The 20,154-nt window shown below is 49.8% G+C and carries 26 protein-coding genes and 4 pseudogenes; 3 read left to right on the top strand and 27 right to left on the bottom strand.

Annotation, left to right across the window (positions count from 1 at the left end; genetic code table 11):
* Nucleotides 1-7 precede the first annotated feature (7 nt).
* Both ACM1PF_RS17195 and ACM1PF_RS17190 read right to left on the bottom strand, forming a co-directional pair.
* The gene (locus ACM1PF_RS17195; protein ID WP_416676486.1) at nt 8-1,150 is read right to left on the bottom strand and encodes a hypothetical protein; all 1,143 of its coding nucleotides are present in this window, start codon (nt 1,148-1,150) and stop codon (nt 8-10) included.
* A 327-nt stretch (nt 1,151-1,477) separates the two neighbouring features.
* Entirely contained in the window at nt 1,478-2,320 is an 843-nt protein-coding gene (locus tag ACM1PF_RS17190; RefSeq protein ID WP_416676485.1) for a pentapeptide repeat-containing protein, read from the bottom strand.
* A gap of 206 nt (nt 2,321-2,526) precedes the next feature.
* On the opposite strand from ACM1PF_RS17190, the gene ACM1PF_RS17185 reads away from it, so the two are divergent.
* The gene (locus tag ACM1PF_RS17185) at nt 2,527-2,697 is read left to right on the top strand and encodes an SDH family Clp fold serine proteinase (protein ID WP_416676484.1); all 171 of its coding nucleotides are present in this window, start codon (nt 2,527-2,529) and stop codon (nt 2,695-2,697) included.
* Nucleotides 2,697-2,849, top strand: a pseudogene (locus tag ACM1PF_RS17180) (SDH family Clp fold serine proteinase); the annotation flags it as partial. The gene ACM1PF_RS17185 and the pseudogene ACM1PF_RS17180, both read left to right, overlap by 1 nt.
* Before the next feature lie 117 nt (nt 2,850-2,966).
* Here ACM1PF_RS17180 and ACM1PF_RS17175 read toward each other — a convergent pair.
* A complete protein-coding gene (locus tag ACM1PF_RS17175; protein WP_416676483.1) occupies nt 2,967-3,704 on the bottom strand; it encodes an MHYT domain-containing protein in 738 nt (245 codons plus the stop codon).
* 287 nt (nt 3,705-3,991) lie between these two features.
* Nucleotides 3,992-4,824: pseudogene (locus tag ACM1PF_RS17170) on the bottom strand (ABC transporter ATP-binding protein).
* A gap of 360 nt (nt 4,825-5,184) precedes the next feature.
* Here ACM1PF_RS17170 and ACM1PF_RS17165 point away from each other — a divergent pair.
* Nucleotides 5,185-6,639, top strand: coding sequence for a TldD/PmbA family protein (locus tag ACM1PF_RS17165; RefSeq protein WP_416676482.1), 1,455 nt, complete (start codon nt 5,185-5,187; stop codon nt 6,637-6,639).
* 140 nt (nt 6,640-6,779) lie between these two features.
* Here the strand turns inward: ACM1PF_RS17165 and prfA are convergent, their stop codons facing one another.
* From prfA to rpmC, 23 genes and pseudogenes are all read right to left on the bottom strand, one after another.
* The gene (prfA, locus tag ACM1PF_RS17160; RefSeq protein WP_416676481.1) at nt 6,780-7,889 is read right to left on the bottom strand and encodes a peptide chain release factor 1; all 1,110 of its coding nucleotides are present in this window, start codon (nt 7,887-7,889) and stop codon (nt 6,780-6,782) included.
* A gap of 115 nt (nt 7,890-8,004) precedes the next feature.
* Complete coding sequence (gene rpmE / locus ACM1PF_RS17155; protein WP_416676480.1) at nt 8,005-8,262, bottom strand: 50S ribosomal protein L31; 258 nt, start codon at nt 8,260-8,262, stop codon at nt 8,005-8,007.
* Between the two features lie 93 nt (nt 8,263-8,355).
* Nucleotides 8,356-8,766 carry a 30S ribosomal protein S9 gene (rpsI, locus tag ACM1PF_RS17150; RefSeq protein ID WP_416676479.1) on the bottom strand — a complete coding sequence of 137 codons (411 nt, stop codon included), beginning with the start codon at nt 8,764-8,766 and terminating at the stop codon, nt 8,356-8,358.
* Nucleotides 8,766-9,224, bottom strand: a complete 459-nt coding sequence (rplM, locus tag ACM1PF_RS17145) for a 50S ribosomal protein L13 (protein WP_416676478.1) — start codon at nt 9,222-9,224, stop codon at nt 8,766-8,768. Before rplM ends, rpsI begins: the two co-directional genes overlap by 1 nt.
* A gap of 49 nt (nt 9,225-9,273) precedes the next feature.
* Nucleotides 9,274-10,161: a tRNA pseudouridine(38-40) synthase TruA gene (truA, locus tag ACM1PF_RS17140; protein WP_416676477.1), complete on the bottom strand. Its 888-nt coding sequence runs from the start codon at nt 10,159-10,161 to the stop codon at nt 9,274-9,276.
* Nucleotides 10,162-10,191: 30 nt separating this feature from the next.
* Nucleotides 10,192-10,542 (bottom strand): 50S ribosomal protein L17, encoded by a 351-nt coding sequence (gene rplQ, locus ACM1PF_RS17135; protein WP_416676476.1) that lies wholly within the window; start codon nt 10,540-10,542, stop codon nt 10,192-10,194.
* Between the two features lie 70 nt (nt 10,543-10,612).
* Nucleotides 10,613-11,559 (bottom strand): annotated as a pseudogene (locus ACM1PF_RS17130) (DNA-directed RNA polymerase subunit alpha).
* 126 nt (nt 11,560-11,685) lie between these two features.
* Nucleotides 11,686-12,081: a 30S ribosomal protein S11 gene (rpsK, locus tag ACM1PF_RS17125; protein ID WP_416676475.1), complete on the bottom strand. Its 396-nt coding sequence runs from the start codon at nt 12,079-12,081 to the stop codon at nt 11,686-11,688.
* A 204-nt stretch (nt 12,082-12,285) separates the two neighbouring features.
* A complete protein-coding gene (gene rpsM / locus ACM1PF_RS17120; protein ID WP_416676474.1) occupies nt 12,286-12,669 on the bottom strand; it encodes a 30S ribosomal protein S13 in 384 nt (127 codons plus the stop codon).
* Between the two features lie 110 nt (nt 12,670-12,779).
* Nucleotides 12,780-12,893 (bottom strand): 50S ribosomal protein L36, encoded by a 114-nt coding sequence (rpmJ, locus tag ACM1PF_RS17115; RefSeq protein ID WP_190342481.1) that lies wholly within the window; start codon nt 12,891-12,893, stop codon nt 12,780-12,782.
* Between the two features lie 166 nt (nt 12,894-13,059).
* On the bottom strand, nt 13,060-13,284 hold the full coding sequence (infA, locus tag ACM1PF_RS17110; RefSeq protein WP_036002386.1) for a translation initiation factor IF-1: 225 nt from the start codon (nt 13,282-13,284) through the stop codon (nt 13,060-13,062).
* 300 nt (nt 13,285-13,584) lie between these two features.
* On the bottom strand, nt 13,585-14,079 hold the full coding sequence (locus ACM1PF_RS17105) for an adenylate kinase (RefSeq protein ID WP_416676697.1): 495 nt from the start codon (nt 14,077-14,079) through the stop codon (nt 13,585-13,587).
* 58 nt (nt 14,080-14,137) lie between these two features.
* Entirely contained in the window at nt 14,138-15,466 is a 1,329-nt protein-coding gene (secY, locus tag ACM1PF_RS17100; RefSeq protein WP_416676473.1) for a preprotein translocase subunit SecY, read from the bottom strand.
* A gap of 187 nt (nt 15,467-15,653) precedes the next feature.
* A complete protein-coding gene (gene rplO / locus ACM1PF_RS17095) occupies nt 15,654-16,100 on the bottom strand; it encodes a 50S ribosomal protein L15 (protein WP_416676472.1) in 447 nt (148 codons plus the stop codon).
* Nucleotides 16,101-16,159: 59 nt separating this feature from the next.
* Entirely contained in the window at nt 16,160-16,681 is a 522-nt protein-coding gene (gene rpsE / locus ACM1PF_RS17090; protein WP_416676471.1) for a 30S ribosomal protein S5, read from the bottom strand.
* Nucleotides 16,682-16,708: 27 nt separating this feature from the next.
* Nucleotides 16,709-17,071, bottom strand: a complete 363-nt coding sequence (rplR, locus tag ACM1PF_RS17085; RefSeq protein WP_416676470.1) for a 50S ribosomal protein L18 — start codon at nt 17,069-17,071, stop codon at nt 16,709-16,711.
* A gap of 3 nt (nt 17,072-17,074) precedes the next feature.
* On the bottom strand, nt 17,075-17,614 hold the full coding sequence (gene rplF, locus ACM1PF_RS17080) for a 50S ribosomal protein L6 (RefSeq protein WP_416676469.1): 540 nt from the start codon (nt 17,612-17,614) through the stop codon (nt 17,075-17,077).
* 122 nt (nt 17,615-17,736) lie between these two features.
* The gene (rpsH, locus tag ACM1PF_RS17075; protein ID WP_416676468.1) at nt 17,737-18,138 is read right to left on the bottom strand and encodes a 30S ribosomal protein S8; all 402 of its coding nucleotides are present in this window, start codon (nt 18,136-18,138) and stop codon (nt 17,737-17,739) included.
* Nucleotides 18,139-18,161: 23 nt separating this feature from the next.
* Nucleotides 18,162-18,707, bottom strand: a complete 546-nt coding sequence (gene rplE / locus ACM1PF_RS17070; RefSeq protein ID WP_416676467.1) for a 50S ribosomal protein L5 — start codon at nt 18,705-18,707, stop codon at nt 18,162-18,164.
* Between the two features lie 61 nt (nt 18,708-18,768).
* The gene (gene rplX, locus ACM1PF_RS17065; protein ID WP_416676466.1) at nt 18,769-19,116 is read right to left on the bottom strand and encodes a 50S ribosomal protein L24; all 348 of its coding nucleotides are present in this window, start codon (nt 19,114-19,116) and stop codon (nt 18,769-18,771) included.
* A complete protein-coding gene (gene rplN / locus ACM1PF_RS17060) occupies nt 19,116-19,481 on the bottom strand; it encodes a 50S ribosomal protein L14 (protein WP_416676465.1) in 366 nt (121 codons plus the stop codon). Before rplN ends, rplX begins: the two co-directional genes overlap by 1 nt.
* Nucleotides 19,482-19,636: 155 nt before the next feature.
* Nucleotides 19,637-19,876, bottom strand: a pseudogene (rpsQ, locus tag ACM1PF_RS17055) (30S ribosomal protein S17); the annotation flags it as partial.
* Nucleotides 19,877-19,882: 6 nt separating this feature from the next.
* Nucleotides 19,883-20,152 (bottom strand): 50S ribosomal protein L29, encoded by a 270-nt coding sequence (gene rpmC, locus ACM1PF_RS17050; RefSeq protein WP_416676464.1) that lies wholly within the window; start codon nt 20,150-20,152, stop codon nt 19,883-19,885.
* Nucleotides 20,153-20,154 lie beyond the last annotated feature (2 nt).

Below are 20,154 nucleotides of genomic sequence, written 5' to 3'. Positions count from 1 at the left end.
CCTGGCCCTACTGCCCTGGTGCAGCCGATTCAGATAGGGTTTCCTGATTTGCGCAGGAATTCCCGGTGTAGGGAAACTCTACTGTAACGCGATAGGGCATATTTCCACCCGTTAGGTTCTCAAACGTACTGTCGAGGACAGCCGCCGTGCCCCGAACATCTAACAGTCCATAGCCAGAATTACGCAGCAGCGCAAGACTCTCCTCGATCGGCATTCCTGCCTGGTCAACCACTACGCCATAATCCGCACTGAGGGTTTGGTTAATATAACCACAGGCTTCAGACGGGAACTGGGCTGCGATCGTCGTTTGCTCAAACTGGTTACTCTCTGGGTTGACGCTGGATAAATCCACTCCAAATTCATCGATCAAGGATTCCATCCAGGCAAACCAACTGAGTCCGGCATCATAATTTGGGTCTTGAGCAGTGCCCTGAGGGTTGTAGCTCAGAAGTTGCTGGGCCCGAATCCGCTCTTGCCGCGCTCGAACATCTTGCTGGAGGGCTGCAATAATCTCTTCATCCGATCGCACCGGGGGTGGCTCTACAGGGGCTGCGGCTTGGGGATTTTCTGAAGCTTCCGTTTCTGAATCAACCGCAATCTCACCGTTCAGCAAGTCTTCCAGGGGTCGTCCTCGGCGCAGGTTGACGTTAGGCAAGGTGTCCTCCCCGCTTGTCTCCGCTTCAGCCTCGGCATTGACTGGTGGGGCAGGGGGTTGGGGTTGAACCGGGGTAGCTGGAGCAGGGGGGGGAACAGGCGGCACGGCAGGAATTTGAAAGGTTCCGGGTGTAGAAAACGATCGAGGAAACAATGGCTCTGACAGGAACCCTCTGGGTGGCGGTGGGGGGATGGTGGGATCCGGCACTGGCAGCAGGGACATATCAGGCAGGGAATCCTGGAATAGTGGCGGAAGCGTGATCGGCGTTGACATATCCGGGAGGCGACTCTGTTCCTCTGGGGTCAACTCAATCAAGTCTACCGCCCGTCGGATTTCTGGCTCCGCATCGGAAAAAGCAGCATTCGACAAAAAGGGCAACGTTGCAAACAGAACAATGTGTGCTCCCAAAGACAAAATTGCAGACACCGCCAGGGGTTGCTTCAGGGTGTGCCGCATGGTTGCTGAAAAATCGTTTGCCCAAGTGGAAGGAGCCATACGCTGATTCTAAAAAAGTATCACTCAAAAAATTCTAAGACTAGGGTAGCGAAAGTTGCCAATGGACTGCCCATCGTCTGATTAACTTTTCTGAGTGGATTTCCTAGGATCAGGACGGGAATTTCCTGCCCATGGTTGCTGATCAGGAGTGCAAATTGAATCACTTAAAATTCTTGTGGGGTAGGCATTTTGCCTGCCCAGCCAAGGAAGCAGAACGATGGCACAGGTCATTGAATCCACGATTTTTAGAATTAACAATCTGTTATATTCTGGGTGCCTGGCTCCCGCTTGCGCAGTCTGGATCCGCCTGTGCACATTGATTGTCAATTACTGGTGAATCGTACCGCTTGGCATGATTGCCCCAGTCAGCTTGGCATCTTTCAGGTCAGCCGTCCGAAAATCAGACTCCTTCAGCCGCGCATCGGTTAGATTGGCCTGTTGCAAGTTAGCAGAACGGAGATTAGCCGCAGCCAGGTTAGCTTCCACCAACATCGCTTTTCGGAGATCGGCTTGCTCCAGAATGGTGCGGCTGAGGTCAGCGCAGGCCAAATTCGTGCCGTAAAGGACTGCCTTGGTCAGGTCGGCTCCTTTGAGATGGGCTTTCGCCAGGTTGGTATAGCTCAGGTCAGATCCCCGCAGATTGGCTCCCTCCAGATTCACCAATGCCAGATTCGCACCGCGCAGATTCGCTTCTCGCAGATCGGTTGCCGAAAGGGTCGCTTCTCGTAGATCGGCTCCAGCTAATTGAATTCGTCGCAAATCGGCTCCGGGCATATCGATCGCCTGAAGGGATACACCATCTTCATTTAAGTCTTCCAGGGCTTTAATCCGAGCATTGCTGGTGGGCACTTTGGCAGCGGCCGCATTGTCCACCACCTGCCAGGCCTCATAATGTTTTTTCTTCCGTCGATCGCGGCTTTCGATCAGATAGGTGATGGCGACAACCAGGATGCTAAATCCTTCCACATTCTCCACTGCAATTAAATTGACCCCTTCATCCAGGAGGCACACCAGGAACGGAACTTTCCCCCAGCAGGCAGTTTCCCGATGAATAGACTCAATTTCCTGTACCAAAAACAATGCTAGAAAACCAACGACCAGGGCAATGATTAACCGGAAGGGAAGGGAGCGATCGAGGAGTTGCAACAGTTGAGTTTGAATGGACAGCATGGAGTGAAGCCACCTGAATTTAAGAAATCTTTGACCTGGGATACAACTGCAAGCAGGTTATGCCTGAGAAGCAATCATGATACCGTTATTAGGGACGTTCAGCGTTGACAATCAGCATTGATAGGATTTTGATGTCTGCTGATTGAGATTGGGAAAGGAACTGTGGGACAACCATCCTGAATGGGTAACTTGCTCAGGTGAATCATATGAATTTTTCTGACCTATTTTGGATCTTTTTGGTCATTATCTCCATTCAACCAATCCTGCAAAAACGGGCGGTTCAATCTCAACGCATCAAAGCGATTCAAACCTTTGAGCGCAAGCGCGGTAGTCGGGTGATTCTAATGATTCATCGACAGGAATCAGTCAGCTTGTAGCGAAGGAACTGGGGCTTCCTGTTACCGTTGGACTACCCAGAGAAATCTACGGACTTATGGATCTCTATCCCCAACCGATGGCGGCCCGCCCGTCGGTGCAATATGTTCCGTTGCCCTACCAGGATCGTTCACCTTTACCCTCTCAGGAATGAACGGATAGCTGAATCAACTGGCTACTGGTTCTTAAAATACCTGCTGATAACTAATCGCAAAGCTGGTATTTGCTCCATGACAAGGCTGGTAGATACAGCCCCTTATAGCGGGAAGGTTTAATCAAACCGAATGCTTCCAGCTTCACCGTAGAGCATAGCCCCCATTGCTCCCAAAACCAGCAGGGTAAACGTACAAACGATCGCGGCTAACCATGCATTATCGATTCCAGACAGGGCAACGACAATTTCCGGTTGATGTGTAAAGCTGGCGGCAGACATTCCTGTGTAGTGCATGGACAGGATGGCTCCTCCCATCACGCAGGCAACCAGCGATTTCAGACCGAACCGCCTGGAAAATTTTTCGTCGCGGAAAATGACGGACAATGTCAAAGCTGCCAGGGAAACGACCACTGCAACGAGGATAGATAGGGCAAACAGTCCAGAATTGTAGCCGACGGTTGCTGGCATTCGCATGGCTGCCATTCCAGAATAGTGCATCATCGCAATGCCGATACCCATGCTCACACTGCCTCCCAGTAGCGTAGACGTACTGACACTGGGGCGACTCACAACGAATAAAGCTTGCAAAGATGCCAGTATGGCTAGTAGCAAAGAGAGCAGCACGATCGGTAAGTCATAGGTGACATACAAAGGAATGGAAAAGGCTAGCATTGCTACAAAATGCATGGACCAAATTCCTGTTCCCATGGCGATCGCTCCGCCAACTAACCAAAACCGCTGATTGGATTTTTGGGATGCCATCAGGCGATTTGCCGTTTCTAAGGCGAGGTAGGATGAGGCGATCGCAATACAAGCTGAGACGATAACGAGGACTGGATTATGGGTAATAGGCATAAATCACTAATTCTCAGGTTAGTGCAACAAAACATAACAATGACGAATCGATTCTAGAGGGTTGCGGGTGAAAGAAAAATAAACTTAAAACCTGGTTTTGCGTTTTTTTGATGTAGATCTGTTCCCGATTACTTACATAGCAATGGGACTCATGCTAAACAAATCGCAATGACGGGATGATTTTACAGCGAGCTTTAGTACAGCCCAAAAACTAAATCAGGACAAATAGATCGTTGTTCTGAAAAGGGATTCAAAGAAAAAGGCTGGGCAGAATTGCGCCTTTCACTTCACTCGCGCAAGGTGTGCAAAACCTCCCGTTTAATGTCAATAAATTTGGGTGTTAGCTTAATGTCTAGCTCACGATGTTCTGGTAGTGAAATCGGGACTTCCGCCTTCAACTGACCTGGACGGCGGCTCATCACATACAATCGTTGGGAGAGAAAAATGGCTTCCTCGACATCATGGGTAATCATCAGAACCGTGGTATGCGTTTCCTCCCACAAGTTCAGTAAAAACTGCTGCATCTGCTCCTTGGTTTGGGCATCCAGTGCGCCAAACGGTTCATCCATCAGCAGCACTTCCGGAGCATTGGCCAGGCCCGGGCGATCGCCACCCGTTGCTTCATCCCGCCTGAAAGCTGCTTGGGGTATGCCTGGGCAAAGGCAGACAGGCCTACTACATTTAAATAATGGGAAACGATTTCGCGTTGTTGAGCTTTCGAGAGTTTACGGAGCTTTAACCCAAACGCAATATTCTGAGCCACCGTTAGCCAGGGATAGAGGGTATACCCCTGAAACACCATACCGCGATCGGCTCCTGGCCCCAGTACAACTTCACCATCTACTAAAACTGCACCAACCGACGGCTGCGCTAATCCTGCAATAATATTCAGCAGCGTTGATTTACCACATCCTGACGCTCCTACCAGGCAAACAAACTCTCTGGGGTAGAGCTGTAAGTTAATATCCTGCAAGACTAGCAACGGTTTTCCCTGCACCGTGAAGGTTTTAGAGAGATTTCGCACTTCCAACTTCGGCTGTATGGATGACGAGCCCGTTACGGCTGGAACCGTCCGTGTGGTCCAATCGGTAGCTACATTCGGCGATCGAAAGCTGGCCATGATAATTACTTCAGTAAGGATCAGGAGTAAAAACTCGAAGGATTTAAGTAAAAGGATATACTGAGTGCGGATTGTTAGTTGTGATTGAAGCAGCGGTTTTGATCGGTTGATTAACTCATCTCCCATGAAATTCCATACCGTCAGATGCAGTGGATCGGGAGATTGGAGAATGGATTGCAGAAGGGAATGAATTGCAGAAGGAAAATGTCAGCATTTAGCGTAATCCACCCAACGATTCTGCGTTACTGAATAGGTAGAATGGTCAGATAACGTTCTGTCGTTACCGTTCAAGACGCAAAGACCACTGCCTTTTTGAGATTTTTGCGCAAATTGATTCACTGAATTGAGTAGAGCTAATCCATGCTGGCTGAACTATCACTGGCTGAACTGTCAAAAGCGATCGCCTCTTTAGATGTCCCTGCGGAGTGGGTTGGTTTGCGTTCCGTCAAAGAAACCGCCCACTATCGCCATGTCCGCGACGAAGTCCCTCAAAACAACAGCCGTTCTGTCAATCAGGGAATTATGGTGGAGGTGCTGGCCAATGGGCAAATTGGTTATGCTGCCAGTAACTCACTGAATTTGGAAAATATTCAGGCAGCGGCAAAAGCGGCCTATCGGCAGGCCATCGCAGCCAGCCAGTGGGCGGTTCACCCTCTCACAACAGCCGTTCGGCCAAAAGTGGTTGGACAATATAGTTCACCGTTTCTGAAACCATTGGATGCTTTAACGCCAGGGGAAGTCAACGATTTGCTGATCCGCCTGTGCAAAACTTTGAAGGTGTCTGATCAAATTGTGCAGACGAATGCGATCGCCATCACCAACGAGATCGAGTCCTGGTTAGTCAGCAGCAATGGTTCTGAGGTTTACCAACGCTTCTTAATTCTGGAAACTCATTATGGGGTAACGGCTCAGGATGGCGCAGTGGTGCAACAGCGCACGAGTAATGGATTCTTAGCAAACTGTTATCAGGGTGGATGGGAACGATTCCCAGATGAAAACCTCTGGATGCAGGCCCAGCACATCGGCGAACAGGCGATCGAACTGTTGATGGCAGAGGAATGTCCCACTGCGGTGACCACGCTCGTCCTGGCTCCCGATCAGATGATGCTGCAAATCCATGAAAGTGTTGGACATCCTCTAGAACTCGATCGCATTCTGGGTGATGAGCGCAATTATGCAGGCGGCAGCTTTGTCAAGCCGAGCGACTTTGGGCAGTTGGTCTATGGTTCGCCATTAATGAATATTACTTTTAACCCAACGGTTCCCGGTGAACTGGCCAGCTACCAATTCGACGACACGGGGACAGCCGCTACCCACGAATATTTAATTAAAGAAGGGTTGCTGCTGCGGGGATTGGGAAGCCTGGAGAGCCAGACCCGGTTGGGGATACCGGGGGTTGCCTGTGCCCGAGCCTCCTCCTGGAACCGTCCACCGATCGATCGGATGGCAAACCTTAACCTGGAACCTGGTACAGACTCCTTTGAAGCGTTGATTCAGAATGTGGAACACGGAGTCTACATGGAGTCTAACCAGTCCTGGTCGATCGATGATCAACGTCATAAGTTTCAGTTTGGCTGTGAGTATGCCCGATTGATTGAAAATGGCAAGTTTACGAAAACGTTACGTAACCCCAACTATCGATCGACTACAACGGAATTCTGGCATCGACTGACGCAAATCGGCAACGATTCAACCTGGCAAATGTACGGTACACCTTACTGCGGTAAAGGGGAACCCAATCAGGCCATTAGAGTGGGCCATGGTTCACCGGTCTGCGTGTTTAGCGATGTGGAAGTGTTTGGCGGCGGAGCGTAGGGTGACAAGGTTCCTGCAAAAAAACTGCAAAAAAATTGACCTCAGCTTGGAGACTGGGTCAAAGAGTTGAAGGTTATTGAAAGCATTTCAATCCAGAATCATTGAGTCTCTGGTGGGGATTGATGATTCTGCATGATGGATTAAACCGACGGCACAGATGAAGTGGAGGCTGCAATTTCCTCTAAACGTTCCTGTTGATCCTGGGAAATACAAGATTGAATCACCGTTTCAATGTCTCCCTCCAAGACAGGGTTCAGCGTAAAGTTCTGCCCAAGCCGGTGATCAGTCACTCGATTGTCTTTGTAGTTGTAAGTTCGGATTTTCTCCGATCGCGCCCCCGTTCCCACCTGAGAACGCCGCATAGAAGTAACGGCTTCCTGCTGCTCGCGTAGTTTCATTTCATAAAGCTTAGCCCGCAGAATCTGCATCGCCCGTTCCCGGTTTTGAAGCTGCGATCGTTCTTCGGTACAAAAGATCCGAATCCCTGTCGGCTTGTGGAACAAATCAACCGCCGTTTCCACCTTGTTGACGTTTTGTCCACCGGCTCCACCCGATCGAGCCGTTGTCAGCTCAATATCCTTAGGATCGATTTCCACTTCCACATCATCGACTTCCGGCATGATCGCTACTGTTGCCGTTGAGGTATGCACTCTCCCTCCCGCTTCCGTCACCGGAACTCGCTGGACACGGTGAACCCCTGCCTCAAACTTGAGCTTGCTGTAGACCTGATCGCCCTGGATTTCCAGAATCGCTTCCTTGAAGCCGCCCATATCCGCCAGCGACTCACTCAACAACTTGACGCGCCAGCCCTGCCCCTCAGCATAACGGGAGTACATTCGCACCAGATCACCGGCCCAAATGCTGGCTTCATCGCCTCCGGTGCCTGCCCGGATTTCCAGCATGATGTTCTTGTCATCGTTTGGATCGCGGGGGAGTAGTAAGATCTTCAGCCGCTCTTCTAACACCCCAATCTTGTTTTGCAATTCCTCAACTTCTAACGATGCCATTTCCCGCAATTCAGCATCACCACCTGCTTCCTTGAGAATCAACCTGGCTCCCTCAAGGTCTTCCTGGGTTTTCTTCCAGTCTGTATAGGCGATGACAGTTTCCTCGAGATCCGATCGCGCTTTTGCCACCCGTTGAAATTCAGTCGGGTTGGTGGCAATGTCTGGATCAGCCAATCGGCGAGTCAGTTCGTCAAAGGTTTGTTCAACAGACTTCAGTTTTTCTAGTAAATATGCCTCAGCCATAGGAGTAGCCCTATCCTATAAAGAATCGTCGGTGTAGATAGCAAAAATTCCAGCAATCAGCCTTCGTGAACCTTGTCAAAGCTGACCGCTGAAATACCACTTCCGTCGATTCACGCTACTTCTTCTTCGACTGAGGTTTGTTGTCAGACGAAGTGGCATTGCTGGTATCCACCATGCCATACTTCCGCAAGAACCGTTCAACCCGCCCTTCAGTATCAATGATCTTCTGAGTTCCCGTGAAGAAGGGGTGGTTCCCAGACCAGACATCGACATGAAGTTCAGGCTTCGTCGAACCGACCGTCATTACCACTTCACCGTTACAGTAGACTTTTGCTTCCGGATACCATTCCGGATGAATATCAGATTTAGCCATGATTGCCGTGTTTCTCTGTAATGTTTGAATCCGTAATGTTGAAATCCTGCCCTTATTCTAGCGGCTGGATTAAGCAGCCCGCCGTCCGTTGCCTTAACGCTTCGAGTACTGGGGAGCTTTACGAGCTTTGTGCAAACCGTACTTCTTCCGCTCTTTAGCCCGGGGATCACGGGTCAGATAGCCTTCTACTTTCAGAGGTTTGCGATTTTCGGGATCAAGCTGGCAGAGGGCACGAGCCACACCAAGTCGGATAGAGTCAGCCTGCCCAGTCAATCCACCGCCCCGAACATTGACTAGAATGTCGTACTCACTTTCCAGTCCCAGCGTTTCCAGGGGAGCCTTGGCGGCTGACAAGTATCCAGGATTGAACTGAAGATACAGATCTCCCGGTTTGCCATTAATGGTCATTTGACCGTTTCCCGGAACCAACCGAACCCGAGCAACGGCCGACTTACGACGACCCGTGCCCCAATACATGACGCGATCGTTTTCTGTAGCTTGCATTAGCGATTTCCTCCAGGAATGGTTTGAATCTCTAGAACTTCTGGTTTTTGAGCTTGGTGGGGATGGTTCGTTCCAGCGTAAACCTTCAGTTTGGTGAACAACTGGCGACCCAATGCGTTCTTCGGCAACATTCCCTTCACTGCTTGCTCAATGATGCGCTCAGGAATCCGAGCTTGCAGCTGGGAGTAAGTTTCAGTTTTCATCCCACCAGGGCGACCGGAATGGCGACGATAAAGCTTTTGGCTACTTTTTCTGCCCGTCACCGCAATCTTGTCAGCGTTAACCACAATGACAAAATCTCCGGTATCCATGTGGGGAGTATAGGTTGGCTTGTTTTTACCGCGCAATATCATCGCAATCTCAGTTGCTAATCGGCCCAATCGTTGATTTTCGGCATCAACAACGTACCACTTGCGATCGATTGAGTCCTGGGGAGGAAGGTAGGTTTTGGTAGTCATGGTGTGCTTTATTCTTCTCAATAACACTTCAAGGGTTCGTACAAAAAGCTCACATTGTATGGCAGGCCGGTTGAGCGGAGGCAAAGGTAAATTTGGGCTGCGTATCGTACCAAATGTCTGGAGCGAAGGGAAAGTCAGGATATCCCACCCGCAGCAAACAGAGTCCCTGGGGTGGAGCTGCATACTTGACTAAATCTCGTCGTTGCTGCATCCATATCTCTGTAAAAGATGCAGGTGAGCGTTCCCCACTACCGACTTCAACTAGCATTCCCACCATCAAGCGCACCATGCCATACAGAAAGCCACTCGCCTGTAATTCAATGTGAACTAGTGTCCCCTGCCGATTACATTCCGCTGCCTGAACATCAACCCAGGAGTGGGGACGCTTAGAACCAGCTCGATGAAATGCTGCGAGATGATGGCGGCCCACTAGCGGTTTCAATGCCTCCTGGATCAAGTATGTGTCCAGGGGAGAGTGGTAGTAGTGCCAAACAAAGGGTCGGACGAACAGATTAGGGCGCGCATCGGTGTAGATGGTGTAACGATAGCGCCGCCATGATGCTGAAAATCGAGCATGCCAGGTTGGACTGACTTCTGCTGATGCTCGGATGTGAATATCATCGGACAGCCGACTATTCAGAACGTTAGCCCAGCGATGAGCTGGAATCTGAGTCAAAGCATCAAAGTGAGCGACCTGAGCTGCGGCATGAACGCCCGCATCGGTTCGTCCTGCTGCGTGCAGCGTGACGTGATACCCCAATACAGATTCGATCGCCTGCTCAATTTCCTCCTGTACGGTTCGCTGGTGGAGTTGCCGCTGCCAACCATGAAAGCAAGTGCCCAAGTACTGAATGACCAGGGCAATCCGGTTCGGCTTCTCCAGTGAAGTAGCTTCACTTTGGTTTGAGAAGTCATGGGTAGATGAGCTTACGTTCATGAGATGTGCTGCTACGACCTGCAATAAAACTCAAGTGAGTTCGATGATCGCCATTTCAGCATTGTCTCCACGACGGTTGACCGTGCGGTAGATCCGAGTGTATCCACCGTTTCGATCGCCGTAGCGTTCATTGACCTGATCAAACAGGACATGAACTAACTGCTTGTCGTAGATATATCCCAACGCTTCCCGCCGGGATGCCAAAGAACCATCTTTGGCAAGGGTAATCATCCGCTCTACTTCAGAGCGAACTGCTTTTGCTCGAACTTTAGTAGTCGTAATGCTGCCATTACGAATCAGTTCAGTCGTCAAAGCCCTGAGGAGGGCCTTGCGCTGATCTGCGGGCTTACCAAGTTGAGGTACACGACGACGATGACGCATAATAATCAAACTTAATCATCAACTACAGTAGAACTGGCAACATCGTCCTAAGACGAGAACCGTGAGGTCACTAAGTTGACCTCGAAGATTTGTCATGGGGTAATGTAATCCCCAACCGATCTTGCAACGCTTGAATCACTTCTTCAGCAGACTTGGCTCCGAAGTTCTTAATCTCCAACAGATCTTCCTGGGTATAGTCCAAAAGGTCTGCTACGGAATTAATTTGTGCCCGTTTTAAGCAGTTGTAAGCCCGGACTGAAAGCTGAAGTTCTTCGATCGGAATTTGATTGGTTGGATCATCAGACCCTTCCTCAAGCAGTTCCGTTTCAGAGAAGTCAACTTCCCGCAGTGGATCAAATAGATCGACTAGAATTTTTGCAGCCTGACTGAGAGCTTCCTGTGGGGTTAGACTCCCATTGGTCCAGACCTCCATAATCAAGCGATCTTTTTCCAACGACCCGCCCACTCGAGCATTCTCAATCGTGTAGTTCACCTTGCGAACCGGCATGAAAACCGAGTCGATTTGCAGGAAGTCCAACGCGGAAGATTCATCCCGCCCCCGCTCGATCGCCCGATAGCCAACGCCCTTTTCAACCCGAAACTCCATCTCCAAAGTAGAACCTGGAGATAAACTGGCAATATACTGCTCCGGGTTAATTGCCTCTACTTCCGACGGCAATTCAAAGTAGCCTGCCGTTACCGTGGCCGGCCTTCAACCCGCAAGCGACCAATCTGGGGTTGATTTGAATAGCTCTTGAGTACGACCTCCTTCATGTTGAGCAGAATGTCCAGGACATCTTCTCGAACCCCAGGAATTGTCATAAACTCGTGGGTAACGCCTGCGATCCGAACCGCAGTGATGGCTGCCCCCTCCAAATTGGAGAGCAAAACCCGCCTGAGGGCATTGCCAACCGTAATCCCTTGCCCCCGTTCCAGCGGCTCTAAAACAAACTTACTATACGAACTCCGGTCATCTCCGGTATCAGACTCTATGCACTCAACTTGAAACTGTGCCACAGTCCAGCCTCCCTCTTCCTTCGCCCCAGGAAATTATGTCCTAGCCTTCCAAATTTCACGCTGCAGTTGCATTGTGATTGCACGATCGCGCTTTATTCAAACCTAGCCAAAAGCCAAAATTAGCTTCTAGACTCGACGACGCTTTGGAGGACGACACCCATTGTGCGGAATGGGGGTAACATCTCGAATCAGAGTGATCTCTAATCCAGCCCCTTGCAAAGCTCGAATCGCGGTTTCCCGCCCTGAACCAGGGCCACTGACCATCACTTCAAGTTGTCGCATCCCCTGATCAATCGCCCGACGAGCCGCATTTTCAGCCGCCGTTTGAGCTGCAAAGGGAGTACCTTTCTTTGCCCCCTTGAAGCCACTGGAACCAGCAGAGGCCCACGAGATCGCTTCGCCGTTGGCATCTGTGATAGTGACGATCGTGTTGTTGAACGTAGACTGAATGTGGGCCATTCCGTTGGGTACGTTCCGTTTTTGCTTTTTCGATCCAGATTTTTTTGCAGGTTGTCGCGCCATAGTTCGGTTTACATCTCAATAAAGATTTCTGCTAAGTTGACACTCGTGAGTCACGAGCTTAGTCTTGAAGCACAGCCAATGCTCTGATTAACGATCTGCTGAGGGAAACAACTTGATCGCCGATCGCCAGGGTAAATAGTTAACTAGACAATCTAACGCAGCAGCCAACCCTAGAAGTTGACTGCTGAAAACCAGTTGAAGCCGTTACTTCTTAGCTGCTGCCTTCTTCTTACCAGCTACCGTGCGACGAACCCCTCGCCGTGTACGAGCATTGGTTCGAGTGCGCTGACCCCGAACTGGAAGCCCCATACGATGTCTACGACCTCGATACGTACCAATGTCCATCAATCGCTTGATGTTCATCGATTCCCATCGACGCAAGTCCCCTTCAACCTGGTAGTTGGTTTCGATTTCTTCCCTTAGGGAAGCAACTTCAGCATCGCTTAAATCCCTCACACGAGTATCAGGATTGATGCTGGTTGCCTCCAAAATTTGCTTGGATCGGGTTAATCCAATTCCGTAAATGTATGTCAGACCTATCTCAACACGCTTGTCTCGTGGAAGGTCAACTCCGGCAATTCGTGCCACGCTTCAACTCTCTCCAGTTTGCTTTTCTCTTCTCTATCTCAAGACACCCAGCAAAAGCATAGAAACCATATGCTACAACGAGGATGGGACAATGGTACGTTAATGTAACCTTATCCCTGACGCTGCTTATGCTTAGGATTTGAACAGATCACCATTACTCTGCCACGACGACGGATGACGCGGCATTTCTCACAGATTCTACGAACAGATGCTCGGACTTTCATGTCCTACAAACACAATGACTACAAAAGTAATATGATAGCAGTTTTTTATGCCTTTGACAAACCTATAAAGAAGTTTTTCGACTTCCGCTTTTCAATTTATGCCGGGTGACGGTTGTTCATTCCCCGCCTGTTCGCTGCCCACCCGCCGTTCCCATCAGGCCCTACTCTACTTCTTGCGTAAGCGATAGGTGATCCTTCCCTTGGTCAAGTCATAGGGAGTAAGCTCAACTTTGACGCGATCGCCCGGCAGAATTTTGATGTAGTTGCGGCGAATTTTGCCTGAAATATGGGCTAGCACGTTGAATCCGTTGTCCAAATCAACCCGAAACATGGCATTGGGCAGTGAATCCGTAACCGTTCCTTCCATTTCGATCAAATCTTGTTTAGACAATTTACGTTCCTCTTTAAACTCAACAACGTGAAAATTATAGTCAAGCTGGGTCTGAAAGAATCAAAGACCTATTCAACATTATTTCCTGGTGTATAAACCAGAGTCCACAATATCGACCAGCGGACGATTACAAGTCGTCCATAGGAGTGGTTTGCGTCCCCTGATTCCTTCTAAAGCCTAACAAATGTTTACAAAGGTTGGGATCTATCTCCAGGCAAAAGGAGAGCCAATTGAAGCTAGCATCGTGCTAACCTTAGCTCTCCCTGCCTATCGCTTCTGAATCAAAGGTTTTGGTTTTGCTTAAGCGTGAATAGCTTGCTGTAGCTCAGTCATTACCTGATCAATGGATTGATCTCCATCTACGGAAACAAGCTGGTTGCGCTCACGATAGAAATCAATGAGGGGAGCCGTTTGCTGGCGATAAACTTCTAGCCGATGGCGGATCACGTCCTCCGTGTCATCCTTACGCCCACGTCCTAACAGTCGCTGAACTAAAGTTTCATCGGGCACATCAAAATTGACGACCCAGTCACAGGATTGATGCATTTCCTGAAGCAACTGATCAAGAAAGGTTGCCTGGGCAACTGTCCGGGGAAATCCATCTAAGATCCACCCAGCATCTACATCGTGCTGCTCTAGTCGATCGCGCACCATTTCCAAAATCAGTTGGTCAGGCACAAGCTCGCCCTCATCCATGTAAGACTGGGCTTTCTTTCCCAACTCAGTCTGCTGAGAAACCGCACTTCGCAAGATATCACCTGTCGAAATATGAGGAATATGCTCAGCATGAGCCAGCGTCTGAGCTTGAGTTCCCTTCCCTGCTCCTGGGGCCCCAGGAAAATCAATCGAGTCACTATTGTTTCACCATTCCTTCGTAGCGTTGAGAGATCACATAAGTTTGAATCTGTTTAGCGGTGTCGATCGCAACCCCTACCAGAATCAGTAGCGAGGTTGCGCCCAAACCCTGGAACGTGGTCACCCGCGTTGCCCCCTCAACCGCTGTAGGAATAATGGCAACCAGACCCAGAAAAACTGCTCCCAGGAAGGTCAGACGATTCAAAACCCGCTCCAGATACTCACTAGTCGCTTTACCTGGACGAATTCCAGGAATGCTGGCTCCCATCTTCTTCAAGTTTTGAGCCATATCCACTGGGTTAATCACCAGGGAAGCGTAGAAATAGCTGAAGAACAAAATCAGTAACAGGTACAGGACTACATACGCCCAGCTACCCGGTTGCAGATACTGAATTGCTCTCGCCAGGAACTCATTGTTCTGAAGGAACGGCAGGTTCAGTAGCGTCAGCGGCAAAAACAGGACGGCAGACGCAAAGATAATCGGCATCACACCACCCTGGTTCAGGCGTAGGGGCAAATAACTTTTCTTCTCCAGATACATCTGCCGTCCCACCTGACGACGAGCCGAAATAATCGGAATCTGCCGGGTTCCTTCCTGGACAAAGACAATCCCTACAATCATTGCCAAAAAGACTAAAGCCAGGATCACAACACCTGCTACCAGGTTACGGCTAGCATTGCTCTGTACCTGATCGATCGTCGCTCCAATCGAAGCCGGTAAAGTCGAAACAATACTGACAAAAATCAGTAGCGAGGCACCATTACCAATTCCGCGCTCTGTAATTAACTCGCCGACCCACATTACAAACATAGAGCCAGCAGTCAGGGCAAGGATGACTTTGATAACAAATAAAGGCCCAGGATTCTCCACTACGCCAGGCAGATTATTCACGAGCAATCCAATTCCAATGCTTTGAATAATCGCCCAACCAAGGGCAACATAGCGAGTAATCTGAGAAATCTTTCGTCGCCCCGCCTCGCCTTCATTTTTCTGTAAATCTTCTAGGCTAGGAATTGCAGCCGCCATCAACTGCATGATGATCGAGGCATTAATGTAGGGCAAAATTCCCAATGCAAAAATTCCGAGTGCCGAGATACCGCCACCCGCAAGCACGTCCAAAAAGCCAATCAAGTTACCAAATCCACTCGCTTGGATGGCTTCTCGAAAGGCAACACGATTAATCCCTGGAACGGGAATATAGATCCCCAAACGAACTAAGATCAACATACCGACAGTGACAAGCAGGCGACCACGAAGTCCTGCTGCCTGCGCCATCTGCATAAATGTCTCTTGAGCCGTCGGAGTTTTATCTCGACTGACAACCATACAAGGCTACCTCTGTGTGTAGTGGCATTCACACTGCACTGTTGAGCAAATATCCTCAAAACCTGAAAAGGGTTTAGTCCCTAGAAGCTTTGTCGGGTTTTTGGATAAGGGACTTAAGTGCAAGCTTTATTATTTCTTAGTGTAAATCGTCCTCCACCCAGATTAGTAGAGTAGACACTGGAGAAATCTAGCCAACCACTTCACAACTTCCACCAGCTGCCTCAATTTTAGCTTGAGCCGATTTCGTGAAAGCTGCAGCCTGAACGGTCAAGGGAACCGATAATTCACCATCACCCAGTACCTTCAGGGGACCATCATCAGATGTGATAATACCGGCTTCAATCAGCGTAGCTAGATTCACTTCGGTATTGGCATCTAAATCAGCCAGAGCACTAACGTTAATAATGGTGTATTCTTTGGGGTTGATCACGGTAAAGTGCTTCAACTTGGGGATGCGACGATACAAAGGCATCTGTCCCCCTTCAAAGCCAGGACGAGTACCACGACCCGACCGAGACTTTTGCCCCCGCATGCCAAAACCACCGCTTGCACCCTGCCCAGCCGCAATACCGCGACCAATGCGGCGACGGCGTCTTTTTGACCCCTTCTGGGGTAAAGCGTCTTCTAATCTCATAGCAAAATCAGATTAAGTTCAAATCAATCAGTGATTAAAGGCTGTCCCAGCTTATGCAACTAGGCATAAAGATTTTCGAGCGGAATATCTCGTTCCTCTGCCACCTCAGAGAGCGTTCGCAGTGAAGCAAGCGCATTGGCAGCAGCCCGGGCGTTGTTAAGGGGATTATCTGAACCGAGCTGTTTCGCCAGAATATTGCGAACACCCGCTAGCTCAAGTACTGTACGAACAGCACCTCCAGCAATTACCCCCGTTCCAGGTGCCGCCGGACGCATCATCACCTTCGCTCCACCCCCAGCCCCATTCACCGGATGGGGAATTGAGTTGGCTTTTGTCAGGGGAACTGTGACCAGATGTTTTTTGCCGTCCACAACACCCTTACGCACGGCACCAATCACATCGCTGGCCTTGCCTACTCCAACACCGACCTGGCCGCGCTCGTTGCCAACCACAACGATCGCTCGGAAGCTCAGTTTTTTACCGCCTTTGACCACCTTCGTGACCCGACGAATCTGAACAACTCGCTCCTGCCAATCGGTTTCTTTTTCCTTTGCTTTGTTACTTTTGCGACGATTCGCCATCTTTTAGTCCCTCCCTTTCGACTGGTTTTAGAAGTCTAATCCGCCTTCTCTAGCGGCATCTGCCAATGCCTTAACCCGACCGTGATAGAGTTTGCCACCTCGATCGAACACAACCTGTTGGATTCCTTTGGCAAGAGCACGTTCCGCCAGCAACTTACCCACCTTAGCAGAAGCATCACAGTTCGCCCCTGTTTCCAATTCTGATCGTAAATCAGCTTCTAAGGTTGATGCAGACACAATAGTGTGATGACGAGAATCATCAATCACCTGAGCGTAGATGTGCTGATTAGAACGAAAGACGGCCAACCTGGGACGCTCTGATGTTCCTGTGACCTTCCGACGAATTCGACTATGCCGCCGTCGAGTGGCTTCTTTGCGACTGAGTTTCATAATCTATTTCTTCCCTGCCTTACCAGCCTTGCGTCGGACTGCTTCCCCTGCATAACGGATTCCTTTACCTTTGTAAGGCTCTGGGGGACGCACTGCCCGAATTTGAGCAGCAATGTTGCCCACTGCTTCTTTGTCGATCCCTGTAACAATGACGTTGGTATTGTTTTCAACAGCGAGTTGAATGCCTTCTGGTGGCTCAATGTGGATCTGATGGCTGTACCCCACGTTGAGAACCAAGTTTCGCCCTTGAACCTGGGCCCGATAACCCACACCTTGAATTTCCAGACGCTTTTGGAAGCCTTGAGACACCCCTTCCACCATGTTGGCCACCAGCGTACGGCAAAGTCCGTGTTGCTGACGAGCCAGCCGTGATTCATTGCGCCGATTGACCAAAACTGTGTCACTATCTTGAACGATTTCTACCTCCCGGGGTAGGACGCGAGAAAGTTCTCCTTTCGGGCCTTTGACCGCAACCTGCTGACCATCGATCGCAATCGTCACCTTTTGGGGAATCGGAATAGGGCGTTTACCAATACGAGACATATACGCTTCTCCTAGATACGTGTTAGTGGTTAGCTGTTGATCGTGAATGGTTTGCTGCTAATTGCCTGCTCCCAGACTTTGACAACAAACATCCATCACTAAAAACTAACGACCATGCTGCCCTACCAGACATAACAGAGGACTTCTCCACCCAATCCTTGCCGACGAGCATCACGATCGGTCATGATGCCGCTCGATGTTGAAATGATGGCAATACCAATTCCTCCCAGAACTCTGGGCAACTCTTTTCGGTTTGAGTAAACTCGTAACCCTGGTTTGCTGACCCGCTTGAGTGCTGTAATAATGGGACGACGATTTCTACCCTTGTATTTGAGAGAAATCACCAGCGATCGCTTCGGGCCATCTTCCTGTTCCGAAAACTCGGTGATAAAGCCCTCCTCCTGAAGCACCTTCGCAATGCTTCGCGTCATTTTGGTGGATGGAACTTCTGTCGTTTGATGTCGCGCCAAATTCGCATTCCGAATGCGCGTCAGCATATCTGCAATTGTGTCGTTAGCCGCCATAGTTTCCTCTTTGCGAAACTGCCTCAGTTATCCCGAAAGGGCATTCCTAATTCTTTTAATAAGGCGCGACCCTCTTCATCGGTATTAGCAGTGGTGATGATTGAGATGTCCATGCCGCGAATCTGGTCGATGGAGTCATATTCCACTTCTGGGAAAATTAACTGTTCCCGAACGCCCAAGGTGTAGTTGCCTCGTCCATCAAAGCTCTTGGGGCTAACACCCCGAAAGTCTCGAATTCTGGGCAGAGACAAGTTGATAAATCGATCTAGAAAGGCATACATCCGATCGGAACGCAACGTCACCATAATTCCGACAGGCATACCCTTCCGGATTTTGAACCCAGCGATCGCCTTCTTGGCGCGAGTGACAACGGGCTTTTGTCCTGTCACCAGAGCGATCTCACTGAGAGAAGATTCCAACGCCTTTGCGTTCTGAGCTGCTTCCCCTAGTCCCCGGTTCACGGTTACCTTCACAACCTTGGGAACTTGATGGATGTTCGTATATTGAAACTGCTCCATCAACTTAGGAACAATAGTCTCTTGATAAAGGGTCTTTAGTCGTTGTGACATAGTGCTTACCTCTGTTTTCCCTGGTCTTGGTCAGGGATGATTGAATTGATGAGACGCATCTCTAATCGATGACTTCTCCAGTCTTCTTGAGCATCCGCACCTTACGGCCTTCGTCGTTGAAGGTATAGCAGACTCGACTGGCGACTTTCTGCTTGGTGGAATAAAGCATGACGTTGGAACTGTGAATCGGAGCTTCAAAAGTGGTAATTTGCCCCGATTCTCCTTCCTGCTGAGGCTTGACGTGCTTCGTGCGAACGTTGACCCCCTGGACAACCACTTTGCTAGTTTCAGGAAAAACGCGCAGAATCTCGCCGACCTTTCCTTTCTCTGCCCCGGTAACAATCTGGACAGTATCGCCCTTCTTAACGTGCATCTTATGCCGTGTTTTCTGTCGTGTTTTTTGCGCCATTACAGCACCTCCGGAGCGAGAGAGACAATCTTCATAAAGTTCTTATCTCGTAATTCGCGCGCGACCGGGCCAAATACCCGTGTGCCTCTGGGATTGCCTTCAGCATTGATGATGACTGCTGCATTGTCGTCAAAGCGGATACTCATACCGCTATCCCGACGTAATCCCTTCTTGGTTCGTACAACCACCGCTCGAACCACATCTGACTTTTTCACTGCCATGTTAGGAATGGCATCTTTGACCACCGCAATGATCACATCACCCACGTTCGCATATCGACGATTTCCGCCCAGAACACGAATACACATGAGCTTGCGGGCACCGCTGTTGTCTGCCACATTGAGATAGGTTTCTTGCTGAATCACTGTTCCTCTCCCTGCTCATCCGGTTCTGATGATTGGTTTACTACTGCTGACGATTCGTCGGACTGCTCGTCCACTTCAGGTGCTTCGCTGGCTTGAGACTGGGGAGACGATGCTGCCTGCGCTGCAGGTTGAGCAACAGCTGCTTGGGATCCTTCCTTTCCTCCTAGAATTCCAATCACAGTCCATCGCTTGGTGCGGCTGAGCGGCCGGGTTTCTTGAATCCGCACCCGATCGCCAACCTGGCACTTGTTTTCTTCGTCATGGACTTTGTACCGCTTGGTTTGCACCACAATCTTGCGATATTTAGGATGAGGCGCACGGTTTTCTACCGCCACCACCACCGTCTTGTCCATTTTGTCGCTAACGACCAATCCAACTCGTTCCTTGACTGCCATAACGCCTTACTCCTCTGCGGCACTCTCTTCAATATTTGTTGAATCTGTCGATTCTGCGCCTAGAGTTTCCTGAGCAGTTGCCAACTGGCGTTCCCGTTCCACCGTCATAAGCTGGGCTAAACGGTGCCGCAGTTGCTTAAACTGATGAGGCTTTTCCAATTGACGAGTTGCCTTCTGGAAGCGCAATTGAAACAGTTCTTTCTTCGTTGTAATAATTTGTTCGCTGAGTTCCTGATCGTTCAGTTCTCTAGCTTCCTCAATCTTAGGCAGAGGCATGG

The sequence above is a fragment of the Egbenema bharatensis FJBBOT/2019 genome (assembly GCF_048077055.1).
Taxonomy (GTDB): domain Bacteria; phylum Cyanobacteriota; class Cyanobacteriia; order Elainellales; family Elainellaceae; genus Egbenema; species Egbenema bharatensis.
Note: the sequence above shows the minus strand (reverse complement) of the source record. Positions and strands in the feature narration are given on the sequence as shown.